14 protein-coding genes and 1 riboswitch are annotated in these 20,831 nt (G+C 42.0%); of the genes, 5 read left to right on the top strand and 9 right to left on the bottom strand.

Features of this window, described 5'->3' with window-relative positions; all coding sequences use genetic code 11:
- Positions 1-396: 396 nt before the first annotated feature.
- Positions 397-1,818, top strand: coding sequence for a type I glutamate--ammonia ligase (gene glnA, locus IM496_RS20340; protein WP_194014717.1), 1,422 nt, complete (start codon positions 397-399; stop codon positions 1,816-1,818).
- Between the two features lie 378 nt (positions 1,819-2,196).
- Positions 2,197-2,293, top strand: a riboswitch (TPP riboswitch).
- 8 nt (positions 2,294-2,301) lie between these two features.
- The gene (gene thiC, locus IM496_RS20345) at positions 2,302-3,684 is read left to right on the top strand and encodes a phosphomethylpyrimidine synthase (protein ID WP_002736411.1); all 1,383 of its coding nucleotides are present in this window, start codon (positions 2,302-2,304) and stop codon (positions 3,682-3,684) included.
- 86 nt (positions 3,685-3,770) lie between these two features.
- On the opposite strand, the gene IM496_RS20350 is transcribed toward thiC, so the two are convergent.
- On the bottom strand, positions 3,771-4,310 hold the full coding sequence (locus IM496_RS20350; RefSeq protein WP_159290762.1) for a phycobiliprotein lyase: 540 nt from the start codon (positions 4,308-4,310) through the stop codon (positions 3,771-3,773).
- A 379-nt stretch (positions 4,311-4,689) separates the two neighbouring features.
- On the opposite strand from IM496_RS20350, the gene IM496_RS20355 reads away from it, so the two are divergent.
- A complete protein-coding gene (locus IM496_RS20355; RefSeq protein WP_008206349.1) occupies positions 4,690-5,610 on the top strand; it encodes an NAD(+) kinase in 921 nt (306 codons plus the stop codon).
- A gap of 403 nt (positions 5,611-6,013) precedes the next feature.
- On the opposite strand, the gene IM496_RS20360 is transcribed toward IM496_RS20355, so the two are convergent.
- The 5 genes from IM496_RS20360 to IM496_RS20380 are packed head-to-tail and all read right to left on the bottom strand — an operon-like array spanning position 6,014 to position 10,875.
- Positions 6,014-7,081 (bottom strand): ribonucleotide-diphosphate reductase subunit beta, encoded by a 1,068-nt coding sequence (locus IM496_RS20360; protein WP_194014713.1) that lies wholly within the window; start codon positions 7,079-7,081, stop codon positions 6,014-6,016.
- Positions 7,082-7,134: 53 nt separating this feature from the next.
- The gene (locus tag IM496_RS20365; RefSeq protein WP_287663076.1) at positions 7,135-7,581 is read right to left on the bottom strand and encodes a DUF29 domain-containing protein; all 447 of its coding nucleotides are present in this window, start codon (positions 7,579-7,581) and stop codon (positions 7,135-7,137) included.
- A gap of 11 nt (positions 7,582-7,592) precedes the next feature.
- Entirely contained in the window at positions 7,593-8,045 is a 453-nt protein-coding gene (locus IM496_RS20370) for a DUF29 domain-containing protein (RefSeq protein ID WP_287663077.1), read from the bottom strand.
- Between the two features lie 3 nt (positions 8,046-8,048).
- A complete protein-coding gene (locus tag IM496_RS20375) occupies positions 8,049-8,525 on the bottom strand; it encodes a DUF29 domain-containing protein (RefSeq protein ID WP_159251557.1) in 477 nt (158 codons plus the stop codon).
- Positions 8,526-8,562: 37 nt separating this feature from the next.
- Positions 8,563-10,875, bottom strand: a complete 2,313-nt coding sequence (locus tag IM496_RS20380; RefSeq protein WP_287663079.1) for a ribonucleoside-diphosphate reductase subunit alpha — start codon at positions 10,873-10,875, stop codon at positions 8,563-8,565.
- A 485-nt stretch (positions 10,876-11,360) separates the two neighbouring features.
- Between IM496_RS20380 and IM496_RS20385 the strand changes: the two genes are divergently transcribed.
- Complete coding sequence (locus IM496_RS20385; RefSeq protein ID WP_287663080.1) at positions 11,361-14,276, top strand: plasmid replication protein, CyRepA1 family; 2,916 nt, start codon at positions 11,361-11,363, stop codon at positions 14,274-14,276.
- Between the two features lie 126 nt (positions 14,277-14,402).
- Here the strand turns inward: IM496_RS20385 and IM496_RS20390 are convergent, their stop codons facing one another.
- Together IM496_RS20390 and IM496_RS20395 are read right to left on the bottom strand one after the other, a co-directional pair.
- Positions 14,403-16,412 carry a primary-amine oxidase gene (locus tag IM496_RS20390; RefSeq protein ID WP_287663081.1) on the bottom strand — a complete coding sequence of 670 codons (2,010 nt, stop codon included), beginning with the start codon at positions 16,410-16,412 and terminating at the stop codon, positions 14,403-14,405.
- Positions 16,413-16,745: 333 nt separating this feature from the next.
- Complete coding sequence (locus tag IM496_RS20395) at positions 16,746-17,396, bottom strand: nitroreductase family protein (RefSeq protein WP_194014725.1); 651 nt, start codon at positions 17,394-17,396, stop codon at positions 16,746-16,748.
- A gap of 461 nt (positions 17,397-17,857) precedes the next feature.
- On the opposite strand from IM496_RS20395, the gene IM496_RS20400 reads away from it, so the two are divergent.
- On the top strand, positions 17,858-19,282 hold the full coding sequence (locus IM496_RS20400) for a PP2C family protein-serine/threonine phosphatase (protein WP_194014723.1): 1,425 nt from the start codon (positions 17,858-17,860) through the stop codon (positions 19,280-19,282).
- 13 nt (positions 19,283-19,295) lie between these two features.
- On the opposite strand, the gene IM496_RS20405 is transcribed toward IM496_RS20400, so the two are convergent.
- Positions 19,296-20,537: an AmpG family muropeptide MFS transporter gene (locus IM496_RS20405; protein ID WP_194014721.1), complete on the bottom strand. Its 1,242-nt coding sequence runs from the start codon at positions 20,535-20,537 to the stop codon at positions 19,296-19,298.
- Positions 20,538-20,831 lie beyond the last annotated feature (294 nt).

Below are 20,831 nucleotides of genomic sequence, written 5' to 3' on the forward strand. Positions count from 1 at the left end.
AAAAAGTGCCAGCCGTTGCGGGGATCGGGGGGAAAATTCAGGTACTTTTTCCCTGAAAATTAGGTAATTGACTACCTCAAAATCGGTAAAACCCCACACCCCACACCCCACACCCCACACCCTGCCCCCAGGAAAAGCTTTTTCAGCAAACCCTACCTATTCTCAACAAGCTCTGCTTTTTGCTGTGAGCAGTTACGGGGTGTGGCAAGAGGCAGTGGAAGCTGATAGGCACATCGCCATTCTGGGCCATTACCGACCTGAACAAGGAAATTACAGATTTTTTCAAGCTAGGATCAAAGATTTTGTATCGAAAAATACAAAACTGGACAAAGTGACTGTTTAGGATGGTTTTTTTGAGAAGCTTAAGAACCGATCCATACGTCAAAGGAGTTTTCCATGCCCGAAACGCCACAAGAAGTCTTAAAAATGATTCAGGACAACAATATTAAGATTATTGACCTGAAATTTATTGATATGCCTGGTATCTGGCAACATTGCTCGTTCTACTACGACCAAATCGATGAAAGCTCTTTCAGCGATGGTGTTGCCTTCGATGGTTCCAGTATTCGCGGTTGGAAAGCAATTAACGAATCCGATATGGCCATGGTTCCCGATCCTACCACTGCTTGGATCGATCCCTTCTACAAGGAACCTACCCTAAGCATGATCTGTAGCATCAAAGAACCAAGAACCGGTGAATGGTATAGTCGTGATCCTCGCTCTATTGCTCAGAAAGCGATCGATTATCTGAGCAGTACCGGTTTAGGTGATACTGTATTTTTTGGACCAGAAGCAGAATTTTTCCTTTTTGATAGCGCTCGTTTTGACCAAACCGCCAACTCCGGCTATTACTACATGGATAGTGTCGAAGGTCGTTGGAATAGCGGTAAAGACGAAAAAGACGGAAATCTTGCCTATAAACCCGCCTACAAACAGGGTTATTTCCCCGTTAGTCCCACCGATACCTCTCAAGACATTCGCACGGAAATGCTCTTAACCATGGCCGACTGCGGAGTTCCCATTGAAAAACATCACCATGAAGTCGCTACCGGTGGTCAAAACGAGCTAGGGATTAAATTCTCTACCCTAGTACGGGCCGCCGACTACTTGATGACCTACAAATACTGTATTAAGAACGTGGCTAAGAAATACGGTAAAACCGTCACCTTTATGCCCAAACCCATCTTTGGCGATAACGGTTCCGGGATGCACGTTCACCAGTCTATCTGGAAAGATGGTCAACCCCTGTTCGCCGGGGATAAATACGCCGGACTCAGCCAAATGGCACTGTACTACATCGGTGGTTTGCTTAAACACGCTCCCGCACTCTTAGCTTTAACTAACCCCACCACCAACTCCTACAAGCGTCTCGTCCCCGGTTTTGAGGCCCCAGTAAACTTGGCCTACTCCCAAGGTAATCGCTCCGCTTCGATTCGGATTCCTTTATCGGGAAGCAACCCGAAAGCCAAACGTTTAGAATTCCGTTGTCCTGACGCGACTTCTAACCCCTACCTCGCTTTTGCAGCTATGCTCTGTGCTGGTATCGATGGGATTAAAAATCAAATTGAACCGGGAGAACCTCTCGATGTGGATATCTACGAACTCAGTCCCGAAGAATTGTCAAAAATACCCTCTACCCCCGGTTCTCTAGAAGCAGCTCTAGAAAGTCTCGAAAAAGATCACGCTTTCTTGACCGATTCTGGTGTTTTTACCGAAGACTTTATCCACAACTGGATCACCTACAAACTCGATAACGAAGTTAACCCGATGCGCTTACGTCCCCACCCCTACGAGTTCTCTCTCTACTACGATGTCTAAGGTTTGATTGATAATTAATCCTAGGGTAGGCTTTTGCCTGCCCTTTTTTTCGGAATCAGCAAGGGGTTGGGGGTTGAGCGGTAATAGGGAAGTGGGGAGTTTTTTGCCGTGAACAGTAAACAGTAATCAGTGAACTGAAAACTCGGCTCTTCTCGACTTTGTGTGATAATTTTTGCTTATGAAATCGTGAAATGTTTACTGGGAAAGACTTTTAGGACTATTTTGTTAAATAAACTATCAGTATAGACCTCGTTTCTACACAGAAACCAGAAGAGCCAAAACTCACATCTGATAACTGATAACTGATAACTGATAACCGCCCAATCAAACAACAATCTTAAGCTTGATCTCCTCAGTCGTCAACAGTGATACAATTGCCGTCATAGCTAGGGGTGTCTGGGATAATCAGGCTGAGAAAGACCCTTAGAACCTGAGACTGGGTAATTCCAGCGTAGGGAAGCTGTTTACAGAGGAAATAAAATTATGAGACAAGAATGGGTTGCCCCCCGGCGCGGACAAGCAAATGTATCGCAAATGCACTACGCCCGTCAGGGGATAATTACCGAAGAGATGACGTATGTGGCAAAACGGGAAAATCTCTCTCCCGAATTGATTCGCAGCGAAATCGCCCGAGGAAGACTGATTATTCCCGCTAATATCAATCACCTCAACCTCGAACCCATGGCGATCGGTATTGCTTCTAAGTGTAAAGTTAATGCTAATATCGGGGCTTCCCCTAACTCCTCGAATATTAACGAAGAACTGGAAAAATTACACCTAGCGGTCAAATACGGCGCGGATACGGTGATGGATCTTTCCACCGGTGGCGGTAATTTGGACGAAATTCGCACCGCGATTATCAATGCTTCTCCGGTCCCCATCGGTACTGTACCCATCTATCAAGCGGTGGAAAGCGTTCACGGCAATATTGAAAAGCTCACCCCCGAAGATTTCCTCCACATTATCGAAAAACACGCCCAGCAAGGGGTAGATTACATGACGATTCACGCGGGAATCCTCATCGAACACCTGCCTTTAGTCAAAACTCGTCTGACCGGGATTGTCTCCCGGGGCGGTGGTATTATTGCTAAGTGGATGCTGCACCACCACAAGCAAAATCCTCTCTACACCCATTTCGACGAAATTATCGAGATTTTCAAGCGTTATGACGTTTCTTTTAGTCTCGGTGACTCCCTACGTCCCGGTTGTACCCACGATGCTTCCGATGCAGCCCAATTAGCGGAATTGAAAACCCTCGGCCAACTGACGCGTCGCGCTTGGGAACACGATGTACAGGTGATGGTGGAAGGACCGGGCCATGTTCCCATGGACCAAATTGAGTTTAATGTGAAAAAACAGATGGAGGAGTGTAGCGAAGCACCTTTCTATGTTCTTGGTCCCCTTGTCACCGATATTGCCCCAGGGTACGATCATATCACTTCGGCGATCGGGGCGGCTCTGGCGGGTTGGTACGGGACGGCGATGTTATGTTATGTCACCCCGAAAGAACATCTCGGTTTACCCAACGCTGAAGATGTGCGAAATGGCTTAATTGCCTACAAAATAGCGGCTCATGCGGCAGATATCGCCCGTCATCGTCCGGGGGCGCGGGATCGTGATGACGAACTCTCCATCGCTCGTTATAATTTTGATTGGAATCGTCAATTTCAGTTATCTTTGGATCCCGATCGCGCTAAGGAATACCACGATGAGACTTTACCCGCAGATATCTATAAGACTGCGGAGTTTTGTTCGATGTGTGGACCGAAATTCTGTCCCATGCAAACTAAGGTCGATGCCGATGCAATTACGGAATTAGAGAAGTTTCTCGCTAGTCAGAATCAAGACAATTTAACCCCAGTTTAAAGGGGAGTTATGGGAAGGGCTGATTTGATTTCAGCCCCATTCCTAGGATAGAAGTCAAAATTATGGGAATAGCCGCCATTTTTTGACTAATTGACCCGTTTTTCTAGATATTGACCGATCATCAATTCTTGACCGGCGCGAGAGATAATAGTTTGTCGGGTGCGATATTGTTGACCGATGAGTTTAATTTCTTCTTCAAAGACAGAACCGGCGTATTCTGTTCTCAGACAGAGAGTAGAGGGGTTAGGAAAGGTATAAATGGCACTAACGGGTTTATCCGTCGCAAATCCCCGATCGCGATAGAGAATATTATCTAAAATACCGAATATAGTGGAACCGTTGGAGGGTTTTTTACTCTGGGGACGGAGATAATTACTTTGCCAAGTCACTTCCGTACCACCTAATAGAACTGTATCTTCCAGATTATGTAAACGGGCCAGTTGAATTAATGGTTCGCTGCCTTGGGGTAAATATTTAATCTCGATGGCGCTGATAACTTCTTGGGGTTCCGTTTCTTGGGTGAGGGTGTAATAACGTCTCTGGGATTGCCAGCGTCCTTCTGTCTGCTTAAAAAAGGCTAAAGCCAAAGTTTCTAGCGATAATTGGGCGGTTTGAATTAATGTCATAGAAATAAAACCTTTCCTGTTTTTTGGGAGAGCAGATTTGTTATCCTTTGTCAAGAGTTTGCCAGAGAACTGTTACACATCTTAATACAATTATAACTCTGCGGGGAAATTAAGTGGTAGGGCTGTTGAGGGAGATAATTGGGAAAAAGCCGCATAGATACAGCAGTTACAGGGAAAAAACGGGATAACATTGCTAAAACCTGCGAGCTTATCCTAGTTACTTCCATGTACCCCTATCTATCGATTAATTCTGTCAAATTGGCTACAGTGAGGCCGAGGTGATTCCCCCAACCCCCTTTTTTACCTGTTACTTTTCACCCGATCTGCCCAGTCTTGGTATTGTTAAAAATATAGAACCTCCGAACCAGGTCTCAACTCCGTGCAGTTAAAACAAGTAATCATTGCTCATAAGGCCAACCATCCCCAAAGTAAAGCATGGGCGGAAAAATGCGCTAAACAGTTAGAAGCCCGTCAGTGTAAAGTTTTAATGGGACCCAGTGGCTTTAAAGATAATCCCTATCCAGTATTTTTAGCCTCAGCATCGGAAAAAATCGATCTCGCCATCGTTTTGGGGGGAGATGGAACCATTTTAGCCGCCGCTCGCTATTTAGCTCACGAAGACATTCCAATTTTAGCGGTGAATGTCGGCGGCCATCTGGGATTTTTAACGGAACCTTTTGAGATTTTCCAAGATACGGAGACGGTCTGGGAGCGTTTACAATCGGACCACTATGCGGTACAACAACGGATGATGTTAAAGGCCAGAATCTATGAAGGGGATAAAAGAAACCCCCAGGCAGTGAGCGAGGCATTTTATGCCCTGAATGAGATGTGCGTGAAACCCGCTAGTATCGATAGGATGCCCACCTCAATCCTCGAAATCGAAGTGGACGGGGAAATAGTAGATCAGTACCAAGGAGACGGTTTATTAGTGGCTACTCCCACGGGGTCCACCTGTTACACCGCTTCCGCTAATGGCCCGATTATACACCCCGGCATGGAAGCGATCGCTGTCACCCCGATTTGTCCCTTGAGTCTCTCCAGTCGGCCGATTGTCATTCCCCCGGCATCTCTGGTCAGTATTTGGCCCCTGGGAGACTACGAATTAAATACTAAACTCTGGATGGATGGTGCTTTAGCCACTTCCATTTGGCCCGGGCAATGGGTGGGAGTTACTAAAGCTGAAAAATTCGCCCAATTTATTATCCTGCGGGAGAGCTATTCTTTTTATCAGACTCTACAGGAAAAATTGCAATGGGCTGGGGCGAGAATTCATTATGATGGCAATCGTCATAATTAGGGTTTGCGGCAAAAAGTTTTTCGTGGGGACAGGGTGTGGGGTGTAGGGTGTAGGGTTTTACCGATTTTGAGGGGGTCAATTACCTAATTTTCAGGGAAAAAGTCCCTGAATTTTCCCCCCAATCACTCCAAAGGTCGGCACTTTTTGAGGTCAAAAAAGTCTAAAAACCTTATCCAACAAGGTTTTTAGATTTATTGAACAAGCCCTAAGTATATCTTCTAAAATTGGTCATTACTTCCGATTTTATAAGTAAATCTAGGCTTTTGGGGGTAGAACCCCCCAAACCCAGCAGCGCATTTGCTGATTGTCGGTATTTCTGCAAGAGAGGGTCAAAAGCTGTCAAAATATTTGACAAAGTTGCCACTTTATGGTAGGAAGTTGGGTTATTATTACCGCGTAAATTTTAAATTTCATCCCATCCAGTTAAGCCGGAAGACATAACATAACTGGTAACGGTTGCTTCAAAAAAGTTAGCTTTGGTGTGGCCTTCTTTTTTGGTATCGGAGAAGCGTTCCAGATGGTTATAGGGACTTTTGTTATACTTTTCTTCCCTGTATAAAGGCTCAAGTCCGATCGCTTTTAGCCGAATATTAGCGAGGTATTTAGTGTACTGTTCGGTACTGTATTCGGTAATACCTAAAATGTCGTTGCCAACGATGTGATTTGTCCAGCGACATTCGTGTTTAACGGCACTATCGAACATCTCATAAATCTGTTCAACGGAATGGGGAAAAATTGCCATGGCTTCAGGAATAAGTTTTTGATACAAACGGACGTGACTTAATTCGTCCCGGTTGATCATTTTGAAAACGTCAGCGCTACCGGACATTAGCTGTCGAGAAGCGAGATTATAGAAAAATATAAAGCCGTTATAAAAATACAAACTCTCTAGCAAATAATCGGCGACAAGGGCGATAAAATAGCTTTCAGTAGTTTGTTTATCGATGTATTGCTGGTAGAGACTAGCAATAAATTCACAGCGATCCTTGAGAACTTTATCGGTGCGCCAAAAGTCATAAACTTCGCCTCTACGATCCGAGGGAATAATCGTTTCAATTAAGTATTGATAACTTTGATTGTGCATGGCTTCTTGAGAAATTTGTTCCGCCATACAAAGACTAATTTCTGGCGCGGTGACGCTACCTTTGAGGTGGGGAATATTACAGGTTTGCACGGAATCAAGAAAAGTTAGATAGGACAAAATACCATCATAAGCATATCTTTCTTCGTCGGTAAGATGCCCGTATTCAGTCACGTCTTGAGTGATATCTAAGCGTTGGGGGATCCAGAAATTTTCCCGCATTTGTTGATATAAACCCACCGCCCAGGTGTAGCGGACATCGTTTAATTGCATCAGGTTGGTGGTGTTACCAAACCAGATCGAACGGTTTTCGATCGCATCATCTCCCGACGGATTGAAGATCGGGGAAATGGGCATCGAATGGCAAGAATTAACCAAATGTAAGGACATGATTACTTGGATATTATGGCACTTTTAGGTTATAGTAGGTTTTTGGTAAAAAGTCAAATGTTTTGATTAGGGATAAATTCAAAATCTAGGGCTTCTGCCAAAGTAAATGGGCAATCCTTCGGGAATTTCTCCAAGTTTATCCCTGTTTCAATAGCGGCTTTTTGTCTGGCTTTATTATAGCATTTTTTAAAATCATCTTCTGTTAAAAAACTCTTAAGACTAGGGCTATTTTCTAAATCTTCTTCGATTCTCTCACGATGCTCAAAAAGAGTTAATGCCCAGCTTCTGGTTTGTTTTTCTGGCTCTTGTAAGTATTTTAGTAAATGCCATAAAATCACGATCAGATTGCTTTTTAATGCTTTCTGTTGACTGATAGACATAGATTTTATTTCGTCAATTAAATTCTCTAAATCTAAATCAGAAAATTGATGATTTTTCAGTGAATTAATGGTTTTATCTAACCAGAGATAGTAATCTTTTTCGTATAAGTTCTTTTCCATAATTATCCTCATTATTTTGATATTTCAGGAAACCAATCTTCATTTAACGCCTGTTCTATAGTGCAAATTGGAGCTAAACTGACCAAATTTTCAGCCATTCCCGATAATTCGATAAAAGAAATACGAGCTTCTTGAAAAGAGTTGTTAAAAATTTCAATCGGATAAGGCTGTAAACTAGGACTATCGGCAATAATTCTTTTTATGGCACGACGGAAATTCCTGATTTCATTTTTCCATCCTCTTTGATTATATTCTAATTCCGACTGCCAGTAAACCAGTTTCAGCAAATGTTCTAATAACCGAGTTAAATAACTTTCTAAACTTCGTTTCTCACTTTTCCCCATGCTGCTAATTTCTTCAATTAAATTCTCTAAATCTAAATCAGAAAATTGACGATTTTCTAGTAAAGATATGGTTTTCTCTATCCAGAGATAGTAATCTTTTTCGTATAAATCACTCTTCATTGCTTAATCCTCTCCGAGAAACTCAGGAAACCAATTTTCATCTAAAATTTGGTCGATTGATCCAATAGGTGTAGCACTTAAAAGTCTTTTATCGATGCCAGAACCTTCGACAAATAGATGGCAAGCATCCTCATAACATGGCTCAAGAATCTCGGTGAGGTAAGATGCTAAGTTTGTATTATAAGTTCCATCCTTTTTGTTGCTAATAATTCTTTTTATTTGAATGCGAAAATTTAAAATCTCACGTCGCCACTTGTTTTTATTGTAATCGCGCTTAGATTGCCAATAAGTTAATTTAAGTAAATGCTCCAAGAGTTTAGTTAGTAAACTCTCTAACTTCTGACGTTCTCTTCTGGACATATCTTTTATTTCTTCAATTAAATTTTCTAAATCCAACTCAGAAAACTGGCGATTTTCTAGTAAAGATATGGTTTTCTCTAACCAGAGATAGTAATCCTGTTCGTATAAAGTCTTATCCATAGCTGTGATTAGGTGATGAATAAGACTTATCTTAGCCTTAATTAGCGCAACTAGAACAACTATCGTCAGACTCTCGAAAATTGTCCTTTTGTACGGTGCGGACATAATAAATCGCTTTACACCCCAATTCCCACGCCATGATTAGAGTATCAAAGATATCTTTAGCAGTGAGACAACGGTTAGGTTCTGCGGGGAAATAAACCCCTTCATTGAGGTTGAATAATAACTCCATAGAAATCCCCGTATCAATCCATTCTTGCATAGTAGCGATCGCTTTTACCACCTGCTGCTGTTCGAGATTTTTATTCTCTGGATAAAACCAGAAAGCTTCTTCAATAAAAGGTGGCGCGATGGGAACAGTTCCCTTTGCCCATTTATCGTAGAAAAAGCGACTATAAACCGGCAAAACACTGGCAGTACATCCCTGTACCAAACTGGAGGAAGTATTAGGAGCAATGGCGGTAATATGGGAATTACGGATGCCAAATCGTTGAATATCTTCGGCTAATTGTTGCCATCTTTGCGGTTGCACCGCATTATTTAAAAACCATGCCACTGGTTTGGCACCGATTAATTTACCTTGACTCCATTCACTACCCAAGAAAGCTTGATAAGCACCACGTTCTTTGGCTAATTCCATCGAGGAATAGGTACACCAATAGCCAATTTCTTCAAATAAATTACTAATTTCTGACAGGTTATTGTAGGATAATTTTCGTTTCGCTAACCAGTCAGCCAATCCCATTGCCCCTACCCCAATAGTGCGATATTTATCGTTGTGGTTTTTAGCATTATCAAAGGGAGGATTAGTGATATCGATAGTATTGTCGAGAATCCTGACAGCGATTTGACAATTAGACTCGATTTCTTCCCCGTCGATGTTGGCTAAATTAAGGCTAACTAAATTACAACAATGGGCAGTTTTATCGGGGGTGACATTTGAGAAGCTCTCCGTGCATAAATTTACACCGGGGATATAGCCATCGTGTTTATTAGGATTAGCGCGATTGATGGTATCTTTGAAGGCAATGTAGGGCATTCCTGTTTCCACTTGGGAACGCATGATACTTTTAAATAAGTCCCGGGCATTGATTTTTTTATAGAGAACAATCTCTTTATCTAAATTAGCTTCTACTAAACGATAAGCCTCTTCAAATTCTTCCCCCCACAGTTCCGCTAATTCTATACCTAATTTTGTGCGAACTTCGTAGGGATCTACTAATGTCCACTCGGCTTTAGTTATCACCCGACGCATGAATTCATCGGTGATAACTAATTGGGGAAAAACATCATAAGCTTTGCGTCTTTGATCGCCGTTTTCTGTCTGCATTTCCAGAAATTCTGGCACATCTAAATGCCAGATGTCAACACCGATAGTTACTGCCCCGGCGCGTCTTCCCCCCTGATTTACTGCAATAGCTGTATCGTTGAGTAATTTAATCCAAGGAATAATCCCACCGGAAGCATTAGCTTTCCCCATTACCCAGCTACCAGTGGCGCGAATTCTACTCACATTCACCCCGACACCGCCACCATTTTTGGAGATGCGGGCAGCATTAGTAATCTCGCTGAAAATGCTTTCTAAACTGTCGTCAATGGAGAGGATAAAACAACTGGTTAGGGAACCTTTGGGTGTGCGTAAATTGGCTAAAATTGGGGTGGCAAGAGAGATTTTTCTTTGAGCAATTGCTTGATAAAATTTCTTAGCCCAGGGGAGTCTATTAGCCGGCTCTTCCACAGTGGCAAGCAGTAAGGAACAGGTTAATAATGCCTCTTGGGGTAACTCATTTTTGAGTAAATAACGGCTAGTGATTAACAATGCCCCAGCGTAATCATAATCGATATCCCAATCGGGATTAATCCAAGAACCAGCTTCTTTTAATTCTGCTTCGGAATAGATGAGAATCCTTTCGTCGTACAGCTGATTTTTAACTTGAGTTTTGACAGTTTTCTCGTAATTTCCGTATTGATAACCCCGCACTACTAATGTATCTTTCCACAGACTCCAAATATGCAATCTTCCGGCTACATAGCGCCAATCTGGTTCCTCGGGACTACACATTTCTAGGGCGCAATTGATTAAATTATCCTGTATTTCCCTAGTGGTAATCCCATCCCGCAGCCGTGTGGTTAAACCCGCTTCTAAGGCAATAGAATTGACTTTTTTGCCCTCACAAGCCCACTCTACCACGTCGCGAATTTTGCCGATATTTAAGCTTGTGGTGGAACCATCGCGCCGAATCACTCTAATTGCATGGCTGCCCATATTAGCTAAAGGGGTAGAACGAAAGGGTATTACTTCGTTATTTTTGTGAATGGAAACGGCAGTAGTCAAGGGCTTCGATTGCATAATTGGGAAATTGCGGCGTTAAAAAAACTTGACAAATTAATCTATTTGTACTAGAGTATTCTATCAGATTTTCGGGGAAAACACAACATCTAGCGTGTTAAATAATTTTATAACCCTATATGTAGTAGAGCGAGGATTGTTTTGTCCCCCAAAACAGTGTTTTCGATGACATTTTTCGCAAAAAATTCTCAATTTTCTCGGAAAGATAGTTTTTTTGTACGCTTGACAAAAAGTTTATTCTTTGATAGGAAAAACAGATTGACAAAATATTTCCGATCCCATTGTGCTTGACTGCTGAGGAGGTTGTGGTGAGACTTTATTTGTTCTTAACTTTTCGATAATCTAAGACAAGAGTGGATTAAAAGTCAAATTTCCTCCGAGAACCTCTGAGAGAGTAAATTTTCTCTTTTCGCTATTTAGTGGCTTACCGCTAGAATAATAGGACAAAAACGCTATATATAGCGTCTAGCCAGTAGAGGACAAGGATGAAATATTTAGAAGAATGGCGTGGTAGCGGGGTGGATGCGGAGTTAATCGCTCTCAATGTCACCGGTTTAGCGGGGCTATCTCCCAGTGAATACCTACTCTACTCCCAAGAATTACCGCGACGCAATGATGGCAGGGTTAGGGATAGTATTCTCAAGCGTTATGAACATACCAGTCAAGGAGGTTGGTGGTGTTCAGGAATTGACTTATTAACGGGCAATTATGACCCTTGGGGCTGTTTTAAGCCCGATTTTCCCCGTTTAAGCTTCGATAAGGCTAAACCGATTAAGTACGAACATCCTCCCCAAACCCCTACGGGAGTCTTTGCTTTGCGGGTTCCCCTGAAAATTTGGCAAAAGATAGCCCAACATATCAGTATTAATATTTTAACTGAAGAAGTGGATAATAAGCAAGAGGATCTCGGTTTTTGGTCCTGGGTAATTAAACATCCAGAGATACCTATTTGTCTTACGGAAGGAGCGAAAAAAGCGGGGGCATTACTAACAGCAGGTTATGTGACAATTGCCTTACCCGGGATTCACAATGGTTATCGTACTCCCAAGGACGAATTAGGGAGGAGAATCGGTAAATCTCATTTAATTCCGCAGCTAGAAAAATTAGCTAATTCAGGACGAAAGATTTATCTAGTTTTCGATCAAGAAACTAAACCGAAAACCCAGCAAGCGGTTAATTTAGCTTTACAGAGAATGGGTTATCTATTCAGTCAGGCTAACTGTGAGGTAAAGGTAGTTACTTGGGATGCTGCTGACGGTAAAGGGGTGGATGATTTACTAATCAATCGAGGAGAAGATTACTTTAAACAAGTCTATCAAAAAGCTACCTCTTGGGAAATTTGGAAAGCAGCGAATTTAAATAGTTTAACTCTCTCACCTCATCTAGAATTAAATAGCCGTTACTTGCCAGATATTTCTATTCCTACATCAGCGCATTTAATGGCGATTAAATCTGCTAAAGGTACGGGAAAAACTGAGTTTTTAGCCAAGATAGTTAAACAAGCTATTGCCAATCAACAAAAAGTTTTAGTTATTGGTCATCGAGTGAAACTGGTAGAGGAGTTATGTCAACGCTTTGGTTTAAACTATATCAGCAAAATTAGGGATAATCCTGCGGCACAAATTTACGGTTATGGTTTATGTATTGACTCTCTTCATCCCCAATCACAAGCTAAATTTCAAGCGGAAGATTGGCAAGGAGCTATTATTATTATCGATGAGATTGAACAGGTTCTATGGCATGGGTTAAATGGGGATACTTGTAAAACTAATCGCGTGGCAATTTTAAAATCCCTAAAGTCCTTGCTGCAAACTGTGGTCAGCAGTGGGGGTAAAGTCCTAGTTGCTGATGCTGATTTAAGTGATATTTCCCTAGATTATTTAACTTCTTTAGCTGCAATTAAACTAGAAACTTTCTTGATTAGTAACGAGTGGAAACCTAGTTATCAAGAAGCTTGGCGAGTTTATAACTACTCCGATAATACTCCCCAACGGCTAGTTAATGATTTAGTTAAACATATTAAAGACGGAGGAAAACCTTTTGTTTGTCTATCAGCACAAAAATTAACCAGTAAATGGGGAACAATTACCCTAGAATCCTATCTAAAAAAGCAATTTCCTCATAAGAAAGTTCTGCGGATAGACTCAGAGTCCTTGCAAGATTCTAGTCACGCTGCCTATCAAGCGATTGGCAATTTAAATCAGTTGTTGCTTAACTATGATATAGTTCTAGCTAGTCCCGCGATCGAAACGGGAATTAGTATTGATATTCAGCAGCACTTTTCTTCAGTTTGGTGTTTAGCACAGGGAATTCAGAATCCCACTTCTATCGCTCAATTTTTAGGGAGAATTAGAGAGAATATTCCTCGTTATATTTGGTCAGCAGTGTACGGATTTAATCAGGTGGGCAATGGGTCCACTTCTATCCCCAAACTTCTCACCTCTGGACACCGATTAACCGAGGTTAATATTCGCTTACTACACCAATCAGATTTAGAATCTCTGGAGGATTTAGATACAACTTTTCAAGCGGAATCTCTTCTTTGCTGGGCTAAAATGTCCGTGCGAGTCAATGCTTATATGCTTAATTATCGTCAGTCAATTCTAGGAATTTTACAAGCAGAAGGTCATAGAATTAAAGAACGAAATCAGGAAGAAGAACTAGACATAACTAATCAGTTAACGGAAGCAATTGAAGAAATTATGGAACATAATTATCGTTCTGAATGTGATGCGATTGCCAGCGCAGCTGAGATAACGGAATCAGAGTGTCGTCTGCTAAAAAAACAGTTAATTAAGTCAGTAAAAGAAAGGAGAATTCTTAGAAAATATGACCTATACAAACGCTATGGAATCCCCGTCACACCGCAATTAGTGATTAAAGATGATCAAGGATGGTATCAAGAACTACGCCTACATTACTTTTTGACAATTGGGCGACAATTTTTGTGTGATCGAGATGCTTTAATTGCGCGTAAACTGATAGAATCAGGTCACGGAAGTTTATTTATTCCCGATTTTAATAGTAGTCAATTAGGAGTGATTATCGGGACGTTAGAATTGTTGGGAATTCCCGTATTATTAGCTAATCCTGAAAGAGAATTAAATAATCATGATGCCGATTTACAAAAAATGGCGGAAATTGCCGTTAAAAACCGTAACGAGATTAAAACTATCACCAAGATTAACCTCGCTAATACTTCCCGTCCTCTGACGATTATTCGTAATTTTTTAAACTTGTTAGGTTATAAATTAACCGACAAGGGCAGCCAGAGAATTGCTAAAAAATTCCTAAAAGTTTATCAGATTGTTGCACCTTATGATGGTAGAGAACAAGTGTTTCAACAATGGTTATTTAGAGACGAAAAATGTGCGGGAAGTTCCGAGTTTTGGTATGAATAAGGTTCTTAGGGACTTGTTATACAATTAACCAAGGCAGGATTCCGTTTTTGTAACGGGGATTTATACCCCGCTCCAAAAACTTTTCCACTTAAAAGGCAAGGTTTTAGACCCAGTTTTTTTCGATAATTAATTAAAAGAATCCTCTAGGTTATTTTTCGGTACATTCAAAACAGGATTTTGGTCAAAGAAACCCCAAGACATAATCTTAAAACCTGCTGGATGTACGGTCATAATTGGCCATTCTTCCGGACGAGGAATATGGGTAACACCGTAGGTGTACCAGACGACTAAATCCTCATTGTCGAGAGATTCATTATCAGCAGTATATTGTGGTAAACCTCGACCTTTTTTGCCTTGATTGGGGTAATCTCCCGCTGCATAAAGTTCGTTCGCTTTGTAACGAGTTGCCCAAAAATGATGGGTAGCAAATTCACCCCGTTGACGAGAATTCGCTTGGAAATTGGGATAATAAATTGAATTTGTCGATGGCATTAACATATAACTTGTCGGCATTCCGAGGGAGTTTTTCTGATTCTTATTCATTACCATCCAAGCGCGACTTTCAGCTAAATTCACATCACGAATTGCCTCGGATTCTTGCTGAAGATTTCTTTCGGACATAGTGAAGGCATTACCAAAGGGATTCTTTTCTGGTGATAAAGTAGAAACCTTCATTTCAGTAACAGAATTTTTAACCCCATCCACATCGAAATCAAGACGAAAATTTAAGAAGTGCTGATGATTAATCGCTTCCACATTTGCCGCTACTAATGTCCCAAATTGGTCGCCATGATTATGAGCATTAGTGACATCATGAGTCGCTTTAGCTAACATAATTCCCGTTAAATCGCTGCGCTGTTCTAAAGTACCATCTTCATGAAAAATCCAGTTAATTCCATAGTCATAATTACCAATAGCAGCCACGGTACTAACCACTAATTGACGGGCGCGACGACCTTCAAAAGTTTCCGTGTTAAAATCATAATGTCGCCAGAGAATTCCCGCATCTTTTTCGTAAATACCTATGATATTTTCTCCGATATAAGGTTCCCCATTATCATCAGCAAACAAGGTATTTAACAAGACAGTATTTTCAGGAACATCATTACCTTTATCCAAGGGAGTCGATAGCCAACCAAAACGATATTCTCCCACATCAAAAGCACTACGAACCGCCCATTCTCGCGAGGTATCGGAGTAGGGAACTAGCATTTCTGACAGTCCTGCACGATACAAAATCATTCTATCTTTACCTTTATCATTGTAGGTAACTAGATAAAGAACTAACCCCTCTCTTGGGTGCATGAGATAACGAAATTTCCAATTTTGCCAGCTAACTTCGTTACCCTTAATCTGAAAAGTTGTCCCCTGCGGTTGTTGAATTCTTAAAGGTTTTAGGGCTTTTTGAAGGGGTGAAAGGGTTTTTTCATCGTAATCAAAATTGGCTTTTGAGAAAGGTACAATCCCAGTATCTCGCACTTCAAATACTTGGCGATTATTTAAATCTACCGTCACTGACAAACCTTCGATTGGTGCGCCATAATAATTATTACGATCCTTGCCTTTATAGTAAGTAATCCCGCGAATTAAGCGCTTTCCCGATGCTTGTTCTTTCTCGCTCATCATCCCAGTAGCCCAACCGTCAATGATGACGTTTTCAAAGTCAGTAATCCCGCGTTTTTTCATAGCTTCTTGCCAACGAATATCAGCTTTAGCTACTTGATCAAGAATTTCGTATTCTTCATCTAACAATGGTGGTTGTCCCGTCGATACTTCTTGCCATGAGATAATTTTACTCGCTTTGGTATCGACAATAGCCTCATAGGTTTTATTCAGTCTGGGTTCCAGAATTACTAAAAAAGCCTGACGAGGAATAGCATCTCCTTTTTTAAAGTTTAAAACAGTTTGCTTATCGGGTTCTTGTAAAGAAATATTAGGAAATCTGGCGAACTCTGTCAGGGATTTGTCTTTTTTCACCACAGTTACCGCCATTTTAATCTCATTTTCTGTGAGGGGATCGAGAGGATGGCTAATCCCCGGGGATTGGGCGAAAGTTTTCCCAAAAATTAAGATCACTCCGCAGCTGATTACAAATAAAATCGTCAGTGGTCGCCACCATGAGTATTTTTTCAGCATAGAAATCCCTCGATAAGGCTAAAAGATGGTCAATCCTAGACATGATAATCTGGGATGTCATAATTAACCTTATATCTTTTCAAAAAATTAAGATCGATGTCGGCAGTATTAGCGCAGCTTGATGCAGATTAAATTGTTAATTTTGCCACAATACAAGGCGTTGCTGAATCAAGCTATGAATGCCAACCGTGCCATCCTATCTAAAAGTTAGTTTGCCAGAAGCTTCCTATCTCAAATCAGCAACGCCAACCCCTGCCAACCGAAACCGATAGCAACTCCTCAACTACCAGCCAAAACAGCGATCCAAACGAGATTAAATCCAGTTAATAGAGTTCAGACTTGATAGGGATTACCCAAGCGATCCACAAAAACGTTGTAATCTAAGGGTAAACGCCCCGGATTAAGCCGTGGTTCCGCTGCGTAACCGATGGGAACGACAACAGCGATCGCCAGATCGGGATGATCGGCAGCACCGATCACAGCTTTTACCTTGTCCTCGATCCAACCGTTGAGAAAACAACTAGATAAACCGAGACTTTCGGCAGCTAAAACCAGATGAGTAGCGGCGATCATGGCATCTTTAATCGCATATTCCCGGTTTTTTTCGCCCAAATCCTTTTGAAATCCCGGGATTGCCTGTTTGAAATATTTTACCGTGCCTTCGCTCCAGGCACCTGTACTGAGAGCCTGTTCATAGATGGGAGTTAGATCTCCTCCTCCTGCGGCAGCATCGGCAGCAAAAACAAAAGTAACCGGCGCTTGGATAATTTGCTTTTGTCCCCAAGCGGCCTCGGCTAAAGCGGCCTTTTGTGCCTCATCTTGTACTAAAATAATTCGCCAATCTTGGATGTTGAAACTACTAGGTGCGGCAACGGTTAATTCTACTAGGGTTTTCAGCAGTTCCGGAGCGATCGGATCGGTGGTAAAATTTTTAATAGAACGACGTTGATTAATCGCCGTGGGAACATCGAGAGGCAAGGTCATAAAGTCAATGGATCAAGTTAAATACTTCTAATTATTATAAGGTCAGGTTATCAGCCCCAGCCTTCGGTGTGACAAAACAGAAATGGGGTGCATCTCACATTTGCAGAAATACCGACAATCAGCAATTATCAGTGACTTTTAAATGATGACAAATGTATCAGCATCTCCGTGTAAGCATCCCACCGAAAAACTAATGCGCTTCGGGGTTTGGGGGGTAGAAGCCCCCAAAAGCTGGGATTGAGTGATAAAATCGCAAGTAATGCCCAATTTTAAAAGAGAGTTTCCCCTGAAAAATCCCAACTTAGTAGATTGACAAAAATGAGATGCACCCACAGAAACAGTAAAACATCGGGGTTAAATTGTGGCAGTCAGGAAAAGATCGACTATACTGTTAAACTTAAACAGGTCATAACCCAATGACCATCTAGCTATCATCATGTCACCGCCACAAAGATCATTTTATGCTTTCTGAGCCGGAACCGAGCGACACCCTCACCACTGCCACCGTCAATATGGGCGATCAAACTACCGATATCAAGCCAATTTTAGCCTTAAAAGAGTTGGTCGCCAGTTTATATCGCGAACAAAACAAAGTTCAAAATCTCTTAAGTTCCCTCGGTTTTGCCCTGCGGAGTTTCAATAATTTAAACCAATTCCTCGATCTTACCCCCTTGATGGCCGCACGAGTGGCAGACGCGGAGGGTGGGGCGTTGATTTTGAGCAAAAATAACGGTCAAGTAGCCCTCGATCAACTCCATTGCCAAGATAATCAAATTAATGGGGAACTACGCCGACAATTAGAGGCAATTATCCGACAATTAAACCAAGAAGCGACACTTGAGAACAAAAATAATCGATCGCTTCTCGATAGTCTCGATCATCAGATCCGGCAAACTCTCGGACAGGGTACGCAGATTTATAGTACGCCTGTTTTGGTAAAAAATAGTGAGCGGGGACGTTTATACGTTTTCAGTCGCGATCCCGATTATGGTTGGACCCCCACCCGTCGTAAACTGTTGCAGCTAGTGGCCGATCAAACGGCGGTAGCTATAGCTAATAATGAATTAACGGTCGAATTACGGGCCAAGGAACGTCAGGATCGAGAGTTAGAAATCGCTTCCGAAATCCAAAATCGTCTTTTACCCCGGCAATGTCCGAAAATTCAGGGGGTAGAATTGGCAGCCCACTGCAAAACAGCCAATCGCGTTGGTGGCGATTATTATGATTTTATCCCCTGCAACTACGATCAATTTAAACCAGCAACGGAGGCGGAAAGGGAAGCTAGTACCGCTCCTTGGAGTATAGTCATCGGTGATGTTATGGGTAAAGGTGTCCCGGCAGGATTATTGATGACCATGACCCGGGGAATGTTGCGAGCGGAAGTGTTAAATCGTCACTCCCCGGCCCAGATTTTGCGTCATCTCAATCGGGTTATGTATGCCGATCTCGATAATTCTCATCGTTTCGTGACATTATTTTATTCCGAGTATGATCCCCTGACGCGCCGTCTTGGCTACAGTAATGCTGCCCATTATCCCACCCTCTGGTGGCGGGCTAAAACGGCAGAGTTAGAGTCTCTTGACACGGAAGGAACATTAGTGGGTTTAGAGGCCGATTCTATCTATGATGATGCCCAAGTGCAATTAGAAGCGGGAGATACGCTAATTTATTATACCGATGGCTTTACCGATGCAGTCAACTCGAAAGGGGAAAGATTTGATCAGAAAAATTGGCTATCGGCAGTTAAAGAAGCCTGTCAACAGTACACCGATCCCGAACAGATTCTAGAATATTTATTTGGAAAAGTGGCCGCTTTTACCGGTTTAGGAAATGACAGTAGTGACGATATGACTTTAGTAGTTATGCGAGTGAAATCGGAGGAATAAATCATCAATTAGCTCAATTCTCCTCTTGCCAAGGAGCAAATAAAGGCAATAAAGCTAACCCGGGTAAAGCGGCAATTACCGTGATTAAAAAGAACCACTGCCAACCGATCGCTGCAGCTAAAACTCCGGCGGGAGCCACCAAAATATCGCGACTAAAGGCCATTAAACTTGATAAAAGGGCGTACTGAGTAGCGGTAAAACGAGCATTACAAAGACTCATTAAAAAAGCCACAAAAGCGGCAGTGACTAAGCCACCACAGAAGTTTTCAATATTAATAGCTAAGACCATAAAAGGATAATTTTGCCCTAAATTTGCTAAAATAAAATAGACTAAATTACTAATAGCTTGCAAGCCGCCAAAAATCCAGAGCGATCGATTAATTCCCCAACGACTTAACAGGGAACCACCTAATAAAACTCCCACCATAGTTGCTATCATGCCCATGCCGCCTTGGATCGCCCCGATAGCGGTTTGACTGAAACCAGTTTTTAAGAGAAAAGGAGTCACCATATTATTAACTAAAGCATCCCCTAAACGATAGAGAACAATAAAGGCGAGAATGCTGATTCCTTGACCTATTTGATAGCGTTGAAAAAACTCTTGGAAAGGCAACCAAACCGCCTCTAAAAGGGTTTGAGGAGTATCATTCCTAGGGGGAGTAGCTGGGGCGAAAAAAGACCAAATAATCGTTAAAGCCATCAATCCAGCTAGGAAAAGATAGACAAGGGGCCAGGGAAATTGATCGGCTAAAATTAAAGCGATCGAACCAGTTAAAATTAAAGCCAAACGATAACCTAAAACCCCGATCGCTACCCCGGCACCCATCTCCCATTTTTCTAAAATATCTGTGCGATAGGCATCGTAGGCAATATCTTGAGTGGCACTAAAAAAAGCGATCAGTAGAGCATTAATTGCCAATAATTCCAAAGATTGTTTTGGTTGTTGAAAAGCCATAAAACCAATCGCTAAAGTTAAACAAATTTGAGCGATTAAAATCCAACCGCGACGACGACCAAGAAAAGGAGGAATATAGCGATCGAGCAAGGGAGACCAAAGAAATTTGAGAGAGTAGGGGAGGGTAACTAAACTAAATAAACCGATCGATTTCAGATCAACTCCTTCGGTGGTCATCCAAGCTTGCAGGGTGCGACTGGTGAGCAACAAGGGCAATCCGGAAGCAAAACCTAAGAATAACAAAGCCGCCATTTTTTGACTGCGGAACACTTGCAAATAAGCGGAAATTTCTTTGATCATAGAGAGGATAGGAGGATAGATTAGATTAAAGAATATAGTTAATTGACCCAAAAAGAAAGAGATTAGTTCTGACCGGCATCATTCCATCTTAACCATGGCCCGGCGATCAAAAAAAATTCCCGAAAAATAGCGGTCTTTCCCCCAGCGGGGGCTATAGGCAGTAGAATAGATGAGATTTTGATTCAGTAGTCTTGAAAAATTGCGGTCTTCTCCCTAAGATAGATGCTTGATTCCCCCAACTAAATCCCACCCCTATTTACCCTTCCCGGATAAGGACCGCCATCCCCATCTTCC

Origin of the sequence: Microcystis sp. M049S2, assembly GCF_020245625.1 — a bacterium.
Lineage (GTDB): Bacteria > Cyanobacteriota > Cyanobacteriia > Cyanobacteriales > Microcystaceae > Microcystis > Microcystis ichthyoblabe_A.

Coding starts and splice junctions, on each gene's coding strand:
- IM496_RS20380 (WP_287663079.1), bottom strand. CDS start 10,875: ATGCAATCGAAGCCCTTGACTACTGCCGTTTCCATTCACAAAAATAAC.
- IM496_RS20385 (WP_287663080.1), top strand. CDS start 11,361: ATGAAATATTTAGAAGAATGGCGTGGTAGCGGGGTGGATGCGGAGTTA.
- IM496_RS20400 (WP_194014723.1), top strand. CDS start 17,858: ATGCTTTCTGAGCCGGAACCGAGCGACACCCTCACCACTGCCACCGTC.
- IM496_RS20390 (WP_287663081.1), bottom strand. CDS start 16,412: ATGCTGAAAAAATACTCATGGTGGCGACCACTGACGATTTTATTTGTA.
- IM496_RS20370 (WP_287663077.1), bottom strand. CDS start 8,045: ATGAAGAGTGATTTATACGAAAAAGATTACTATCTCTGGATAGAGAAA.
- IM496_RS20405 (WP_194014721.1), bottom strand. CDS start 20,537: ATGATCAAAGAAATTTCCGCTTATTTGCAAGTGTTCCGCAGTCAAAAA.
- IM496_RS20365 (WP_287663076.1), bottom strand. CDS start 7,581: ATGGAAAAGAACTTATACGAAAAAGATTACTATCTCTGGTTAGATAAA.
- IM496_RS20360 (WP_194014713.1), bottom strand. CDS start 7,081: ATGTCCTTACATTTGGTTAATTCTTGCCATTCGATGCCCATTTCCCCG.
- IM496_RS20350 (WP_159290762.1), bottom strand. CDS start 4,310: ATGACATTAATTCAAACCGCCCAATTATCGCTAGAAACTTTGGCTTTA.
- IM496_RS20395 (WP_194014725.1), bottom strand. CDS start 17,396: ATGACCTTGCCTCTCGATGTTCCCACGGCGATTAATCAACGTCGTTCT.
- thiC (WP_002736411.1), top strand. CDS start 2,302: ATGAGACAAGAATGGGTTGCCCCCCGGCGCGGACAAGCAAATGTATCG.
- glnA (WP_194014717.1), top strand. CDS start 397: ATGCCCGAAACGCCACAAGAAGTCTTAAAAATGATTCAGGACAACAAT.
- IM496_RS20375 (WP_159251557.1), bottom strand. CDS start 8,525: ATGGATAAGACTTTATACGAACAGGATTACTATCTCTGGTTAGAGAAA.